Genomic DNA, 15,414 nt, shown 5'->3' with positions numbered 1-15,414 from the left:
AAAAATTATTTTCTTGGCATAGCCAGTGCAAAAGGGGTTCCCGTCGACACCTTTTCGACTGCGTCTACACCAAGGAAACAATCATGAATATCCCTATTGAAGCTTTAGCGCACCTCGTTGGCAGCTCGCCTCAATTCATGCTTCACCTGACAGACGACCAGCAAAAAAAACTGCGGCGCTTCATTCACAAGCGCGTACTCAACCCTGAAGATGCGGATGATCTTCTGCAATTGACGTACCTGGAAGCCTGGCGCAACCGCGAGCGTTTCAGCGGCAATGCCACACTCAGCACTTGGATGTGTGGCATTGCGCAAAACCTCATCCGCAACCACTTCCGGCGCTTGTACGCCAAACCCGTGCATTGCGAGTTTGATGAGTCGCTCTGGCATGGTCAGGAAGACAACCACAATCTGGATTGGGAGTTTGAGGTCAACCGTCGCCTGGAAAAAACCCTGAGCGCTATCGATCATCTGCCGACGGAAATGCGCAAGACGCTGTACGCCTCACTGGAAACCGACGGCAGCTATCAGGACACAGCCGACGCACTGGACATTCCTATCGGCACCGTGCGCTCACGCCTGTCACGGGCCCGCGAACAGCTCAAGCGCGCCACGCACAACCCGAAACACCCTTAACGTCATCGCACGCGTTGAGCGGCAGGGATATCTGCTCAACGCGATCACGTTTTGCGGGGCCTTGGCACGGTGAATACTGATCCACTCGTCGCCAGATCCGCTGATTTCGCTTAAACAGTTGAAAGCGTAGATAAAAATTCAAAATAAATACTTGACGCATTCCCGTTCTACGCGAATAATGCGCGCCACTTGGCTACATAGCTCAGTTGGTTAGAGCATAGCATTCATAATGCTGGGGTCCGGGGTTCAAGTCCCTGTGTAGCCACCAAGTACCGATCCATAGATGTCTACAGCAGTCTATGAATCACCTCAAGAAGCCCGCCTAGTGCGGGCTTTCTTGTTTCTGGCGTTTCAAAACACCACTGCCTCACAGCGCCTTATCCTGAACGCCCTCCTTCCTGAAACCCCATTTCGCCTTCAGTTTTGCGGGGGTTCCCGCGCCTCAGTCGGAAACACCTGACATCCAAAGCCATTTACTTCCAAGCATGCTCCACAGGGTTTGAATACAGCCACGTTGCCCTGAACCTCCATCACTGGAGGTTGCTTGGACATGTAACAAGGATGTCATATGACAAATAATTCAGAGGGGCGCTTCATGCCGATAGCACCGCTGATCATTCCCGAAATACTGCTTCCGTTTCCCTGCCCGCCGCCACGTTCTGACAGCCATCGGTTGCGGGAACATGCCCTGGCCTGGGCGCAACGATACGGCTTGATCGGCCGTCGGGGTGCGCACCGGCTAAGCACCACTACGCTGCTCGACCTGGGCATAGCGCTGTGCGGACAAGCCCCGACGCACCAGGCCGAAACCCTGGTGTGCTGGTATCTTTGGGCACTCACACTCGATGACCGGATCGATGACGGCCCCTGGGCAGAAAACGGCGTGCTGGAACGTTTCGTCGCAGCCGTGCAGGCCATAACCGAGAGCGACGGTGTCGACTCACCCGATGAAATCGGCCGGCTTGATGACCCAATGCTCAGTGTCCTGATCGATGATCTGTGGCCACGGACACGGAGCTGGGGTGACGAGCGTTGGCGGCATCGGCTTGTACGCAATTTACTCGGGCATTTGCGTGCGCAGGCGACCCTGGTGAGAATGCGCGAAACCGGCACGGCGCTCACGTTGGCCGAATATCTTCCGTTGCGACGGGATTCGTTTGGTGCGCTGTTCTTCTTTGATCTCATCGACGCAGCCGAAACGCTCGACCCCTACGAGCATTCAGAGAACATCCAATGGTGGAACACACTCCGCGAGCACGCTGCCGATATCATCACCTGGACGAACGATATCCACTCGATTGCCAAAGATGTGGTGTGTGGTGAGCGCTTCAACCTGGTATCCGTTCTGGCGGACACCCATGGCACCGACTGGCCAGTGTCGATCGAAGCGGCCCTGCACATGCTGAATACAGCCGTCGAGGCATTCACCCAGGCCTCAGCTCGGCCCCACCGAGCGTCCGCCGCTACCGACCCGGGGCGGCTGCGCCAGGTTGCCCGAGCGGCGGGCGATTGGCACAAGAGCGTTTCCCGGTATCACCTGCAGACCACCGACGCCAAGGGTCAGGCCAACCGGCAGGTGGACCTGGCGTGCATCCCCCCTACCCTGAAATCCCGGCAATTCGAAATCGACCCCTACCCCCTTTATGAGCGTTTGCGTGCCACGCTGCCCATTGTCTACGACGAGCCTACGGACGTGTGGCTGGTCAGCCGTTATGCGGATGTCAAGGCAGCGTTGACCCACCCCGGAACGAGCAGCAACAACTACAGCTGGCAAATCGGACCGTTGCTGGGGCACACCATTGTCGCCATGGACGGTTGTGAACACGCCCAGCATCGAGCGTTGCTAAGCCCGTCGTTCCGCAGCAAGGCCCTCACAGTCCTTGAAGCATCGGTCACCTCGGTGAGCATGGACCTGTTGGCGCAGATGCGTGGCCGCCGTCAGGTGGACCTTGTTGCCGATTTCACCTCCGTGCTGCCCGTGCGCGTGATGGCTCGCGCGCTAGGGCTCCCGGCTGAAACCCCGGAGGAAGTCGCTCGGCTGAAGAACTGGTGTGCTATCGGCTTCGCCTACATGGGCAACTACCGACAGGATCCGACCCTCTTGACCGGCGGTTTATCCAACCGTGACAGTTTCTACGACTTCATCCAGCCCCACATCGACGCCCGTCGCGCGGCACCCACCGACGATTTGATCTCACATCTTGTGGCCGCGCGGATTGACGGCCAGCCCTTGTCCGAGGCGTTCGTGCGGGCCTACTGCGCGATCTTGATGACGGCCGGCAGTGAGACCAGCCACGGTGCCTTGGCAAACCTCATCGTCAATCTGCTGAAAGAGCCCGGCGTGAAAGAGGCGGTGATGGCTGATCCGGACTTGATGGACAATGCGCTCGCTGAAACCTTGCGACGCAACCCTCCTTTGCAACTCATTCTCCGGGAGGCCCGTGAATCGCTGGAGCTGCCGTCCGGAACCATTCCTTGCGGCGCGACCCTGGCCTGCCTGATCGGCTCGGCCAACCGTGATCCGGACCAGTTCACCGATCCGGACATCTTCAGTATGTCGCGCCCCCATCAGGAGACGAATCATTTTGCGTTCGGCGCAGGGCGTCATTTCTGCCTGGGAACCATGCTTGCACGCATGGAAATCACCCTCGGCGCTCGCCTGTTGCTACAGACCTTTCCAGACGTGCGCTGGGCTCCAGGGTTCCAGCCCGCCGAACACGGTTTCCTCAACCGCTGCCCTCCTCGACTGGAGGTTGCACTGTGAGCATCACTGGCCCAGCCGAGGAGCCCGGCTACACCAACAGCTATCTCGGTGATCAGCATGCCGGCCAGTTGGCGCGGATGCGCACCCTGGAGCGTGCCTTTGACCCGCTGAGCCACACAGTGTTTAGCCAACTGTCCCTTCCGGACAAGCCGACCCTGCTTGACCTCGGCGCTGGCGCCGGATCATTCGCTGGCTGGCTGAGCAAGCGCTATCCCGACGCGACGGTCATTGCCACCGACATTGACACCCGGTTTCTCAACGACATACCTGGCATTCAGGTGGTCACGCATAATGCCGTGACCGATGATTTCCCCGCCGCCTCTTTTGACGTGGTGCACGTCAGGGCCTTGTTGTGCCACCTTCCCGAGCGCGAAGACATATTGACCAGAGCAGCCACCTGGGTCCGTCCGGGCGGCTGGCTGGTGACCGAAGATGTGAGCTTGCGACCCAGCTTGAGCACGGCCAACCCACTGTTCCGGAAAATCGCCCAGGCCGGTTTCACGCTCCTGGAGCAGTCCATTGGCTCCGACATGCTCTGGGCCGACACGCTCCACGACCGGCTAGGTGAACGGGGACTTTGCAATATCGGGTATCGCACCCTGGAAGGCCGCATCGGCGACAACAGCCCGGCCGACGCATTCTGGGCGGCAACCACAGCACAAGCCGGACCGACGTTACTGAAGCTCGGGCTGCTCACTCAGGATGACCTTGATGCCATGGCCAGGCTGCGCGCCTCTGCGACCCTCACCGAGGCAGCGTTGACGTTCATCAGCGCCTGGGGGCAAGTGCCCGAGCGTGGGTAGACAGCCGTAACTGCACAAAAGAGGACACCGAATGACAGACTCCGTGATTTTGGTCGACGCACACGATCGTCAGATTGGTGTGTGTGATAAACGCGACGCACACCTGGGGGAGGGCCAGCTTCATCGCGCATTTTCGGTTCACCTGATCGACAGTGTCGGGCGTCACCTGATTCAACGTCGTGCCGCAGGCAAAATGCTTTGGCCTGGGTTCTGGTCGAATGCCTGCTGCAGCCATCCGGCGCCTGGCGAGACTGTTCTGGACGCAGCGTGTCGTCGCCTGCGCGAAGAGCTGGGGGTCCGCGCCTCCTGCCGCTTCCTGTACAGTTTTGAATACCATGCGCGCTTTGGGGGGATCGGTGCGGAACATGAGTTATGCCATGTATTGGTTGCTCAATCTGACACGGTGGTCTCCCCGGCCGTCGAAGAAGTCAGCGAGATCCAGTGGCTGAGCCGCGCTCAAGTCTCAACCCAACTCGCAGATCCGGCAGCACACTTCACGCCCTGGTTTCGAATGCAGTGGCGCCGCCTTTTAGCGCAGCACCACTTATTCGATACGCCAACCTCTCAGGCATAAGTTCAGCTCGCTGATAGACCTTGCGTCCTCACGCGCAGGTCGCCCAGGTCAATCGTCAGATCAGGGCTCGGCAGACTGCCCAACGTGTCGTTCAGGTTCATTCGCAATGGCTTGTCGGGGTCCTGCCCGTATTCAAGGTCTGCATTGACGAGCTTCTGGGAATGACTCAGGCCGGCACTGCTGGAAAAACTGAGATTCGTCATAGCGGGTATCGACATGCCATGGGACTGGGTGGCGGTGTAGCCCAGGCTCATGTGCTTGACCCGCAGATTGTTGCGATCACTCAGTGCGCGCTTGATCAGCGGCTCGGTACTTTCTCCGGCAAGGTGACTGCGCTCTATCGCTCGCAGGACCTCTGGCTTGATCTCCATGCCAAGCGTGATTGAAGTGCCTTCGCCACGCTGCAACTGGTCGAGCACCTGGGCAAACTGCGGATCATCCTTCATCCATTGTTCAATCGCCGCTTTGTTGGCCGGCGCCACATCATCCAGCCAGGCATGGCGCCCATCGTCCCGCAAGCCGACACGGGTGACCGACGACTCAACCGACGCCAGTTGGCGCAACCCATTCCTTGCCAGGTTTTGCTGGTTCATCAGCTTGTCGAGTGATTGGCTGATCGCGTGATAGGCGTCCGGTTTTGTTGCAAGGGACGGATGAGTCGCGAGGAACTGCTGCAGAGTGGCCAACTGCTGATCCACTGTGCCCTCCGACAACTCGGTCGATGCCAGCTCCCGCCTGAATGTCGGCGAGTAGAGCGACACGCTGTGTTTGAGCTCATCAACCTGCGACTGACTCACCGGTTGCGGGTGCTTGAAGGCAAAATTGAAGGCCTGGGATACCCCGCGATCAAACTTCACCATGACCGACAAGTCTGGCAACGCAAACCCAATCATGCTGGGCCCGCCGCTTTCAGCTCTGACCAACGCCAGCGTATTGAAGGGGGCAATATTGGCCCCGACGCCGCCCTGCCGGAGAAACTGCGTATGCGTTGCCGTGCTGTGGCTAGTGCCGGTTTCAGTACGCGCGGCGGACTGGTTCGTATCTTTATGAAAAAGATTGAGGCTGGCCACCCCTCCCACGCCAGCACGGATCACCGAGTCCAGCTCAGCGATGTCTTCCTGCGGGTTATACATCAAGCGCAATTGCGCAAGTGCGTCCACATTGACGTCGCTACTCACCTTAGAACTCTTGCCTGCCGTGTGCGCCTCCCCTAACGCCAGCAGGTCATAGACGCTACCTGTCTCGCCGGTAAGGATCGACATCATCTTGCCAAAGTCCGCTTCTTTCACATCGAAGGCGATGCTTGCCCCCTTGTTTTTTGCAACCGCCGCCGTCAGTTCCGCTGCGACCCTCAAGCCCGGCCCCACCGCCTCCGATCCTCGACCTAACGTCAAGCCTGAACCCACCGAGCCCGCCAGTCGACGCATATCGTCAGAACTGATTTCAACCCGAGCACCTTTGTCGGTGCGGCTGATACTCACCCCATGGGTGTGAGACTTAGAGACCCCCAGATAAAACTCCACGGGTGCAATGGGTTTTATCTCCGTCATCAGCAACCCCAGGCTTTTGCCTTGGGTGCGGCTCGGGGAAAGGGTCTGACCACTGCCCAGTTGCTGTATCTGCTGCGTCATCGCCTCCTTGATGGAAGCATCGGTGGGCAACCCCAAGAGCCCCGAAAGATGCCAATGAAGCGCAGAGCCCGGCGTTCCAAGATCCTTGGCCAACAGTTTAAAGTTGCCATACAAGGATTCCGCCTGCTCGTAACTGGCAATGCCTTGGCTGACCAACGTGTGCACAGGGCTATTCTTGAACGTTTGCATGACATCGCGCAGAGACGCTTCTATACGCGTCAAGGCACTTGGGCTATAGCCGGACGTAGCGTCGAGCGCCTGTACCAGGTCCGCCAACTGCTTGAGCGTACTCGCATGATGGATCAGGTCGCCTTCGATCAATGCCGAGGGGTGATCAAGGTCGCGCTTATTCCCGGGCTTGGACGCGGGAAGCGTCAAACCCTGCCCCTCAAAGTTGGCCAGCAATGCGGCGGTCGGCTTTTGCGACGAGGACGAGACTCTTTTGAACGCTTCATATAGCTGATGCAGCGTCGAGTCAGGGTTAACTTTCGCCCTGCTCAATGTGGGCTTGGGGTCAAACGCCAAACCGTGAGCATCGCCCATGCGGCGTGCGCTTGACTGGCTGCTCTGCTCCACCTGCGTCAACGCCTGGCGGATTTGTTCGGCCAGTGCCTGTCGCGGCCCAGGTTCGCTCAGGGCAGCGAGCCGATGATTGAGATCAGCAGAAACCGGTCGGCTCTGTGCGAGTGCATTGAGTTGCTGGTGCAATCGCTGATCGTCAGCGTAGACGCTCTCCAATCCCTTGCGGCCATTGAAGTGTTGCGCAACGCCTTTAGCCTTTTGGCCGAGGGCTTCCAGGGGGTGAAAGTGTGCGCCGATGCCTTGGAAAAATGAACGCTTGAGCGGTATCCCTTCACGGGTTTGTCCCATGACATTACTGCTGACCGTCAGTGCCCCTCCGGAAAACTGCCCGCGCATTTGCGTGCTCGCCAACGTGTCGGCCAGCGACGGCGCCTGGGTCGTCAATGGCAACGGGCCCCACTCCATCGCGCTGGTGGAGGCATTGTCCAGTTGGAAAAACTGCTTATCCCACCCTCCAATCAGGTGATGGTCAGCCCCCATGCGCAAGGACTCCAACGGTTGGCGACCCGGTAATTCAACCCTGCTCCAACGTTGCGCGCTCGCGGTATTGCCCTGCCAAGCCTGACGATCCAACCTGAACAGCTCACCGCCCCGTGTGTGCGCATAAAGATTACCCACGTGATCCAGGGCCAGTGTTTTTATATCAATCGAAGGTGACGCGTGAAGCGGCCTGGCATCCCCGTCGTGGTGAACCTGAAGCTGGTGATCCTGATCGACGGTGACAAAATTGCGCCCGTCGACGACCGCGAATCCGGTAATGCGTCGCTGATCATTGCCTACGAGCACTTCGTCAACAGACACGTGCGGGCGCGGAATGGGAAGCGCGGCCAAATCATGGCTGGCCCCCTCAATCAGCGGATCGCGCACTTTACCGATGGTCACCGCCTTCAGTTGCCCGTCTTGCAGCACATAGGCACGGCCATCCAACCCGCGCTCCAGATGTTCGACGCCAGGTTGAGCAGTGTCTTGCCAACGTTGCGCCGCCGCGTCCCAGGTCAGCAGGCTGCCTGCGTCCAACGCAACCCTGCCCCGCTGTCCAAGGTCGACCGCCGCCGCCAGTGCTTGTTGACTGGGCAGAGGCAGGCCTTTCTCAATGCCCTTGACCAGCACGTCGCTGAGGTTCCATTGCGGACGAAGATCGCTTGCTTCACGCAAGGGCACACTGTGCAATTGCTGCCGTGCGTCGCGCACCTTGGCATTGAGTTGTCCTTGATCATCGTGAAAGAAGCCTTCGACACGGACGGCCCCCTTCAGCGCTCGCTCCAGCGAGTCGACCGGCTGCCCGACCATCGGCAGCTGCTGACCTCGTGCCATACGCAGGTCTGCTTGGACCAGCTCGCCATCCGTTGTCGCACCATACAGCGTGTTTCCAGACAACCCGATACGTGCGAGCTGCACAGGCACTCCTGCCTCATCCACCGGCTGCAACGCCTGTACACTCCCGCCCTGGACCTGCACAAAAGAAGCATCCAGGGTCTGGCTCAACTGCACCGTCGTACGGCCATGCGCACTGCTGTCTGCAAAGCCTTTGGGGGTCTTCAGCAACTGCCCTTCGTTCGTCAAGCCAATGCGGCTGAGTGCACGGCTATCCGCATCGGGCACCCAGGAAAGTGTGAGCGGTTCAAAGCGAAACAGGCGCTGGCCCTCCAGGCGAAACTGCTGGCCATCCACCGTCGTCTGAACAGCGCTGACACTCCCCACATGCGCGCGCCCCGGACTCTCGCCAACGCCGCCGGTTGTATCCGCAAGACTGCTTTTGAATACCGCAGCAACAGCCGGCGTGGATTGGATGTGAAACACGTACTGGCGCTCATCCTTCATGCGCAACGTACCTGCTGCAGAAGGACCATCAGCCACATAGTGCTTATCGGGCTGGTTGAGGTGGCGGGCGATATCACGCCCGGTGAGTGTCGTATCAGCCTGCACCCTGCCATCGCGCAGGGACACATCGAACTGCATCGAAGTCGGTTGCAACGGTTGATAGTGCAACAACACGGGCGGAGGCGGTTCCTGGGCCGGCCTCTTCAAGCGTTCCACCAGGTCATGCTGCAGCTTAAAGAGAGCTTTCAATTCTGTGCGCATGGCAATACTCCCAAACAAAATTCATCACAGCTGTCTAGTGGGTATCCGCCCTGTTTGGTTCCAGGCAGGCTTTTCCATAACGGCGACTGCATGCGCAGGAAAAAACCGCTCATCTGTATTTTGACGCTTGCCTGACCCACTGTTAGTGTCCGGCTCCACCCTTACACGGAGTGCTCTCGATGAAACTGGATATCTTTCAGGTCGACGCTTTCAGTCAATCCGTCTTCGGCGGCAACCCGGCCGCTGTCTGCCCACTGACCGAGTGGCTCAGCGATGAGCAGCTGCAAAACATCGCGGCAGAAAACAACCTCTCTGAAACCGCCTACTTCGTGCCCCGTGACGGGTTCTACGAGTTGCGCTGGTTTACGCCGGAGGTCGAAGTGGACCTGTGCGGCCACGCCACACTTGCGGCGGCGTGGGTGCTGATTCACCAACTGGCGGATGCACCTGAAGTGTTGCGCTTTGCGACACGCAGCGGCGAACTGCGGGTGACCCGCAACGGCGACGAACTGGCGATGGACTTCCCGGCAAAGCAACCCCAACCCTGCGAACCACCCGACGGAATGTTGAGCGCGCTGGGCATTGAACAGGCCGACGTGTTCAGCACCGATGACTACATCGTGTTGCTGGAAGACGAAGCGCAAGTCGCCGCACTGAAGCCGGATTTCGCCCGCCTCAAAGGCTTGCCGAAACGCGGAATTGCAGTGACCGCCAAAAGCGCGCGATTTGATTTTGTTTCGCGCTGGTTCGGTCCCAACGTGGGTGTGAATGAAGACCCTGTCACCGGCTCAGCCCACACTTCACTGGCGCCATTCTGGGCGGAACGCTTGGGCAAGTCGCAACTCACAGCGGAACAAGGCGGAACACGTCGTGGCCAACTGCGCTGCGAACTCAAGGGTGACCGCGTGATCATTTCCGGCCATGCCGTGCTCTACCTTCAAGGCACGATTTATCTGTAAGAAGCAGTACCCCAAGGACAACAGATCATTCTCAAAATGAACGGAGTTCAGCGCGTGTTTTCGATTTCCCGCCTTCAACTGTCGGTGATTGCCGCAGCCCTTGCCCTGGCTGCATGCAACACTTCTGTCAACGAACAGCCCCCGGCCCCCGAACTGGGTTCAGGTTATCGCACCGACCTCACCACCCAACACGCCGAGCGCCATATGGCCGCCGCTGCCAACCCCCTGGCGGCCGAGGCTGGACGCGAAATGCTGCGCAAAGGCGGTTCGGCGATTGATGCAGCGATTGCGATGCAGGCGGTGTTGACCCTGGTGGAGCCGCAGTCATCCGGCATCGGCGGTGGTGCGTTCATCATGCTGTGGGACGGTAAAAACGTGCACGCCTATGACGGCCGCGAAACCGCGCCGGCCGGGGCGACGGAACAGTTGTTCCTGAAGGCCGATGGCAAGCCGATGGCATTCCCAGAGGCGCAGATTGGTGGGCGTTCGGTCGGCACGCCTGGCGTATTGCGCGCACTGCAGATGGCACACAAGAAGACCGGGCACCTGCAATGGGCCGAGCTGTTCGAGCCGGCGATCCGCTTGGCGGAACAGGGCTTCGCGATTTCTCCACGCCTGCACAGCCTGATTGCGGCCGACCGCTATATCGCACAGTCGCCGGACATGGCGGCGTATTTCCTGAAAGCCGATGGCACGCCGAAAGCCACCGGTACCCTGTTGAAAAACCCGGCACTGGCCAACGTATTCAAACGCATCGCCAAGGAAGGCCCGGATGCGCTGTATCAAGGGCCGATTGCCGATGAGATCGCACGCAAGGTGCAAGGCCATCGCAACGCGGGCAGCCTGTCCCAGGCGGATCTCAGGAGCTATACCGCCAAGGAGCGTACGCCGCTGTGCACCGACTACAAACAGTGGAAAGTCTGCGGTATGCCGCCGCCGTCATCGGGCGGAGTTGCCATTGCGCAAATCCTCGGCACCTTGCAGGCGCTGGAGGCCCGCGATCCCGCCCTGGCCATCGCCCCCATGCTCCCAGTGAAAAGCCCGTCGTCAGCCGGCCTTGAGCCCACACCGGAAGCCGTGCACCTGCTGGCCGAAGCCGGGCGCCTGGCGTTTGCCGATCGCGCGCTCTATGTCGCCGACGCGGACTTCGTCCCCGTGCCCGTGGCGGGCCTTGTCGCACCGGATTACCTGGCCAAGCGTGCGGCCTTGATCGGCGAGCGCAGCATGGGCATCGCCATGCCGGGCGTACCTGCGGGCATCCAGGTGGCTTACGCGCCGGACCGCTCGCCGCTGCGCATTTCCACCTCGCAAGTCGTCGCAGTGGATGACCTGGGTGGCGCCGTGTCGATGACCACCACGGTGGAAGCGGCATTCGGCTCCCATGTGATGGTGCAGGGCTTCTTGCTCAATAACCAGATGACCGACTTCTCGTTTATCCCTGAAGAAAATGGCCAGCCCGTCGCCAACCGCGTCGAGCCCGGCAAACGCCCGCGTTCGGCCATGGCGCCAACCCTGGTGTTCGATCGCAACAGCGGCGAGTTGCTGGCCACGGTCGGCTCGCCCGGCGGCTCGCAAATCATCGAGTACGTGAGCAAGTCCCTGGTGGCAATGCTCGACTGGAAACTCGACCCGCAGACCGCCATCAACCTGCCTAACTTCGGCAGCCGCAATGGCGCGACCGAACTGGAAACCGGCCTGTTCAGCCCCGCGCTGAAACAGGCCCTCAAGGACAAAGGCCATGCGCTGAGCGAAATCGATATGACCAGCGGCATCCAGGCCATCGTCCGCACGCGGGATGCCCAGGGCAAGCTGTCGCTGAGCGGCGGCGCCGACCCTCGGCGCGAAGGCGCAGCGGTTGGCGACTGACGATTCAATCAACGGAGAATGCGCTCTTGCAACAGGCAGATAATCTCGGCGCCATTCCTGGCGTCGACCACGGTTTTTGTTCGATCAATGATCCGCTGCGCCCGGCAGAGGTGTTTATCTGCAAGCAGGTACACAGCGCGTCAGTGATTGAATGGCAAGCGGATCAGGTGCCCAATACGGTGGAAGCTGATGGGGTGTGCACCGGCGAACATCAGCCCATCGCGGTGATCACCGCCGATTGCCTGCCCATTCTTATTGCCTCGAAGAATGGCGAGAAAGTCGCGGCAGTGCATGGCGGATGGAAGGGATTGCACGCTGGGATTATTGCTAACGCCGTGCAACGCTTCGCGGATGAAGGCATTGCCGCCGACCAGTTGCGGGTGGCGATAGGGCCGTCGATCAAGCCGTGCTGCTATGAGGTGAGCGAGGCGTTTATCACGCAGTTCCAGGCGGATCAGGGGCACTTGTGGTTAAGCGGGCGAGCGCCGTGGAGCGTTGTGCAACCCACGCCGGTGCTAGCGCCTGAAATCGCACCACCCCATGCCCGGCAAGCCGCAAGTGCGTGGTTTGATTTGAGTGGTTATGGCGTGATGTTGCTGCAAGCGGCCGGCCTGCGGCGGGAGCAGATCGAGGTGAGTGAGGTGTGCACTTACTGCACGTCACCCACCTTTGCCAGCTACCGCCGAAGGACGCATCACCCGGAGGAGGTGAAGACGCTGATTTACTCGTGGATTGCTCGCATCACCGACTGATCTTCAACCCCTTGCGCCCCGCATGCCGCTCCAACGCCAGCTCGATCAGCCGGCTCACCAGCTCGCTGTAGCTCATCCCCGCCGCCTGCCACAGCTTGGGGTACATGCTGATGCGGGTGAAGCCAGGCAGTGAGTTGATTTCGTTGATCAGCACTTCACCCTCGTCGGTGAGGAACACGTCGACCCGTGCCAGACCGGAGCAGCCCAGCACCTCGAACGCCTCGATGGCCAACCCGCGAATGCCCTCACTGGCTTGCAGGCTGATGTTGGCCGGCACCACCACCTGGGCCGCCTGGTCGTCGATGTATTTACTGTCGTAGGAATAGAAACCGCTGCTCACCACGATCTCGCCGCAACCGCTGGCGATGGGGTTTTCGTTGCCGAGCACGGCGCATTCGATTTCACGACCTTTTACGGCGGATTCGACCAACACTTTTTCATCAAAACCCAGGGCCAGTTCGACGGCGGCGAAGTACTCGGCTTCGTCGCCTACTTTACTCACACCTACCGAAGAGCCCTGGTTCGCGGGTTTGACGAACATCGGCAGGCCGAGCTTGTTCACCGCAGCCTCGAACGAAGTACGCGCCGCGTTGCTGCGGGTCAAGGTGATGAAGGGGGTGACGGCAATGCCGGCATCACGCAGCAGGCGCTTGCTGATGTCCTTGTCCATGCACACCGCCGAGCCGAGTACGTCGGAACCGACGAAAGGCAGGTCCGCCATGCGCAACAGGCCTTGCAGGCAACCGTCTTCGCCGAGGGTGCCGTGGACGATAGGGAAGATCACATCCACATGTTCCAGCAGGCCCGTGCCCGAGGTCTCCACCAGTTGCTGGCTGGCCTTGCCGGGCACCACCGCCAGCTCGCGGTTGGACTGGTTGAGGGCGATCAGGGCCGGGTTTTCCTGGTTGAGCAGGAAGTTCGACGTATCGTTGAGGTGCCAATGGCCGGCCTTGTCGATACCGATCAACACCGGCTCGAAACGGGAGCGGTCCAGCGCGTCAACAATGTTGCGCGCCGATTGCAACGAGACTTCGTGCTCGGCCGACCGGCCACCAAAAATAATACCTACCCGCACCTTGCTCATGACCCGGCCTCACTGTTGAAAGTAAGGCTTCTTACCACGGGCGGTCAGCGATTCGCTACCAGATGTGCACCGAATAGCAGGTAGCAGCCACCGGCAAAGCGGTCGAGCCACTTGCGCGAGCGGCTGTAAAGGTCGGCCATGCGCTCACTGGAAAACACCAGGGCCACGCAGGAATACCAGCTGAACGACAAGGAGGCCATGGTCATGACCGCCAGGGTCAGCAGCATCGGCGAGGGAGACGGTGGCATGGTGGACGCGAAGATGGTCGCCACAAACAGAGCCGCCTTGGGGTTGGACAAGTTGCCCAGCAACCCCAGGCGCCAAGCGGAGAACAGCGAACGACGCGCCTCGTCCGGCAGCACACTCTGGCTCATGGTGGGTGCCGAGCGTTTGAACAGTTTCAGGCCGAGATAAATCAGGTAGCAACCGCCGATGATCTTGAACGCCATGTACAGCATGGGCGCGGCGGTAAACAGCGACTTGATGCCCAAGCCGCCCGCGAGCCCCCACATGACAGTCCCGGTGGCCACTCCGGCCGATGCCACCACGCCATGGCGACGTGAGCAACTGGCCGCCAGTTGGGCGGTGTTGAAAAAGTTGGGGCCCGGTGTCACCACCGCGACCGTCCAGAGCAGGGCCAACGACAACAACGGCGCAGCGTAGGGCAGGTTGGAAAGCAGCATCGAATGATCCTTCTTCGCAGTGTTGATAAGGCTCTACTGGTCGGCAACCGGCTCTGGCATATGAACCAGCAAATCGCCGGGCTGACAATCCAGGTAAGTACAGATGGCATCCAGCGTCCCGAGCCTGATGCCTTTGACCTTGCCCTGCTTGAGCAAGGAAAGGTTCTGTTCAGTAATCCCGATGGCCGCCGCCAGGTCCTTGGACTTGACCTTGCGCCGGGCAAGCATGACATCCAGCTCAATCACAATGGGCATGTCGATCTCAAACAAAAGTACGGTTTTCAGAATCCACTTCACTGGCCTGTAACAGGATACGCGCGATTACCGCAATACAGGCAGCCAGAAACAGGGCAACAAAGCTGGGCGCCGTCACGCTCAGGCTGATCATCCGCTGGCCGACCGGCTCGTTCATGGTCACCCAGACGCTCAATAGTGGCTCACATAAGAAATCCAGCAACACCCAGATCGCCACTGCTTTGCCAACCTTACCCAGATGCAACGCTGCCGCACTGGAGAAATACTCGCCTCGCGCATAATTCTTGAACAACTTGCGCAGGTGATTCAGACCGGACGCCAGCGCCATCAAGGGAACACTGGACAACACGATCCCCCCCAGGATCTGCCAGAAGGGAAACAACGCCACCTGCTCGGCACGCCCTTGAATCTGGCGATCGCTCAGCGCGAAGCCAAACCCAAGCCCGTCGGCCGAAGAACTCAATACCGGAAACAGCCAGACAGCCGCGTTGAGCACCAACATGCTGATGATCAGCAGCAGGGTGATCATCGACATACGCTGGCTGAGTTGAGCAAGACGTTGGGTATTCATGAAAGGCCTCTCTGAAGGAATGTCGAGGCAAGATAACCACAAAATTATCGTAAAACAATAATAATTCATTATAAAACAATACAAAAATAACCCTTTGACGCTCATAAACAGAAACCCGCACGATCATTCAAGACTCGGCAGACAACCCGCGCCAGACTGGATTAACGTACTTC

The 15,414-nt window shown here is 59.6% G+C and carries 12 protein-coding genes and 1 tRNA gene; 8 read left to right on the top strand and 5 right to left on the bottom strand.

Annotated elements, in window-relative coordinates; all coding sequences use genetic code 11:
* Positions 1-83 precede the first annotated feature (83 nt).
* The 5 genes from HX823_RS08745 (at position 84) to idi (ending at position 4,776) form a co-directional block, all read left to right on the top strand.
* Complete coding sequence (locus tag HX823_RS08745) at positions 84-635, top strand: RNA polymerase sigma factor (protein WP_038842785.1); 552 nt, start codon at positions 84-86, stop codon at positions 633-635.
* A 191-nt stretch (positions 636-826) separates the two neighbouring features.
* Positions 827-903, top strand: a tRNA-Met gene (locus HX823_RS08740).
* Positions 904-1,203: 300 nt separating this feature from the next.
* Positions 1,204-3,399, top strand: a complete 2,196-nt coding sequence (locus tag HX823_RS08735; RefSeq protein WP_256350054.1) for a cytochrome P450 — start codon at positions 1,204-1,206, stop codon at positions 3,397-3,399.
* Positions 3,396-4,202 (top strand): class I SAM-dependent methyltransferase, encoded by an 807-nt coding sequence (locus HX823_RS08730; protein ID WP_177074664.1) that lies wholly within the window; start codon positions 3,396-3,398, stop codon positions 4,200-4,202. Before HX823_RS08735 ends, HX823_RS08730 begins: the two co-directional genes overlap by 4 nt.
* Before the next feature lie 31 nt (positions 4,203-4,233).
* On the top strand, positions 4,234-4,776 hold the full coding sequence (idi, locus tag HX823_RS08725; RefSeq protein WP_177074663.1) for an isopentenyl-diphosphate Delta-isomerase: 543 nt from the start codon (positions 4,234-4,236) through the stop codon (positions 4,774-4,776).
* A gap of 2 nt (positions 4,777-4,778) precedes the next feature.
* Here the strand turns inward: idi and HX823_RS08720 are convergent, their stop codons facing one another.
* Complete coding sequence (locus HX823_RS08720) at positions 4,779-9,071, bottom strand: AvrE-family type 3 secretion system effector (protein WP_177074662.1); 4,293 nt, start codon at positions 9,069-9,071, stop codon at positions 4,779-4,781.
* A gap of 179 nt (positions 9,072-9,250) precedes the next feature.
* Between HX823_RS08720 and HX823_RS08715 the strand changes: the two genes are divergently transcribed.
* Genes HX823_RS08715 through pgeF form a run of 3 tightly spaced genes read left to right on the top strand, consistent with a single transcriptional unit; the run spans position 9,251 to position 12,648 of the window.
* Positions 9,251-10,030, top strand: a complete 780-nt coding sequence (locus tag HX823_RS08715; RefSeq protein WP_177074661.1) for a PhzF family phenazine biosynthesis protein — start codon at positions 9,251-9,253, stop codon at positions 10,028-10,030.
* A gap of 36 nt (positions 10,031-10,066) precedes the next feature.
* Positions 10,067-11,896 (top strand): gamma-glutamyltransferase, encoded by a 1,830-nt coding sequence (gene ggt, locus HX823_RS08710; protein WP_177074660.1) that lies wholly within the window; start codon positions 10,067-10,069, stop codon positions 11,894-11,896.
* Between the two features lie 26 nt (positions 11,897-11,922).
* Positions 11,923-12,648, top strand: coding sequence for a peptidoglycan editing factor PgeF (pgeF, locus tag HX823_RS08705; protein WP_177074659.1), 726 nt, complete (start codon positions 11,923-11,925; stop codon positions 12,646-12,648).
* Here pgeF and ddlA read toward each other — a convergent pair.
* From ddlA to HX823_RS08685, 4 genes are read right to left on the bottom strand one after another with little or no spacing between them, the layout of a single operon-like run.
* Positions 12,638-13,732: a D-alanine--D-alanine ligase gene (gene ddlA / locus HX823_RS08700; RefSeq protein ID WP_177074658.1), complete on the bottom strand. Its 1,095-nt coding sequence runs from the start codon at positions 13,730-13,732 to the stop codon at positions 12,638-12,640. The two genes, pgeF and ddlA, sit on opposite strands and share 11 nt — an antisense overlap.
* Positions 13,733-13,776: 44 nt before the next feature.
* Positions 13,777-14,415: a LysE family transporter gene (locus HX823_RS08695; RefSeq protein ID WP_177074657.1), complete on the bottom strand. Its 639-nt coding sequence runs from the start codon at positions 14,413-14,415 to the stop codon at positions 13,777-13,779.
* Positions 14,416-14,448: 33 nt separating this feature from the next.
* Positions 14,449-14,670, bottom strand: a complete 222-nt coding sequence (locus HX823_RS08690; RefSeq protein WP_133074846.1) for a helix-turn-helix transcriptional regulator — start codon at positions 14,668-14,670, stop codon at positions 14,449-14,451.
* A gap of 7 nt (positions 14,671-14,677) precedes the next feature.
* The gene (locus HX823_RS08685; protein ID WP_033898428.1) at positions 14,678-15,241 is read right to left on the bottom strand and encodes a DUF2975 domain-containing protein; all 564 of its coding nucleotides are present in this window, start codon (positions 15,239-15,241) and stop codon (positions 14,678-14,680) included.
* Positions 15,242-15,414: the final 173 nt, after the last annotated feature.

This window comes from Pseudomonas sp. P7759, from assembly GCF_013386445.1.
Lineage (GTDB): Bacteria > Pseudomonadota > Gammaproteobacteria > Pseudomonadales > Pseudomonadaceae > Aquipseudomonas > Aquipseudomonas azotoformans_A.
Note: the sequence above shows the minus strand (reverse complement) of the source record. Positions and strands in the feature narration are given on the sequence as shown.

Bases quoted from the DNA above. Each gene is read 5' to 3' on its own strand.
- HX823_RS08715 (WP_177074661.1), top strand. From the start codon at position 9,251: ATGAAACTGGATATCTTTCAGGTCGACGCTTTCAGTCAATCCGTCTTC.
- ddlA (WP_177074658.1), bottom strand. From the start codon at position 13,732: ATGAGCAAGGTGCGGGTAGGTATTATTTTTGGTGGCCGGTCGGCCGAG.
- HX823_RS08690 (WP_133074846.1), bottom strand. From the start codon at position 14,670: ATGCCCATTGTGATTGAGCTGGATGTCATGCTTGCCCGGCGCAAGGTC.
- idi (WP_177074663.1), top strand. From the start codon at position 4,234: ATGACAGACTCCGTGATTTTGGTCGACGCACACGATCGTCAGATTGGT.
- HX823_RS08695 (WP_177074657.1), bottom strand. From the start codon at position 14,415: ATGCTGCTTTCCAACCTGCCCTACGCTGCGCCGTTGTTGTCGTTGGCC.
- HX823_RS08745 (WP_038842785.1), top strand. From the start codon at position 84: ATGAATATCCCTATTGAAGCTTTAGCGCACCTCGTTGGCAGCTCGCCT.
- HX823_RS08735 (WP_256350054.1), top strand. From the start codon at position 1,204: ATGACAAATAATTCAGAGGGGCGCTTCATGCCGATAGCACCGCTGATC.
- ggt (WP_177074660.1), top strand. From the start codon at position 10,067: ATGAACGGAGTTCAGCGCGTGTTTTCGATTTCCCGCCTTCAACTGTCG.
- HX823_RS08720 (WP_177074662.1), bottom strand. From the start codon at position 9,071: ATGCGCACAGAATTGAAAGCTCTCTTTAAGCTGCAGCATGACCTGGTG.
- HX823_RS08685 (WP_033898428.1), bottom strand. From the start codon at position 15,241: ATGAATACCCAACGTCTTGCTCAACTCAGCCAGCGTATGTCGATGATC.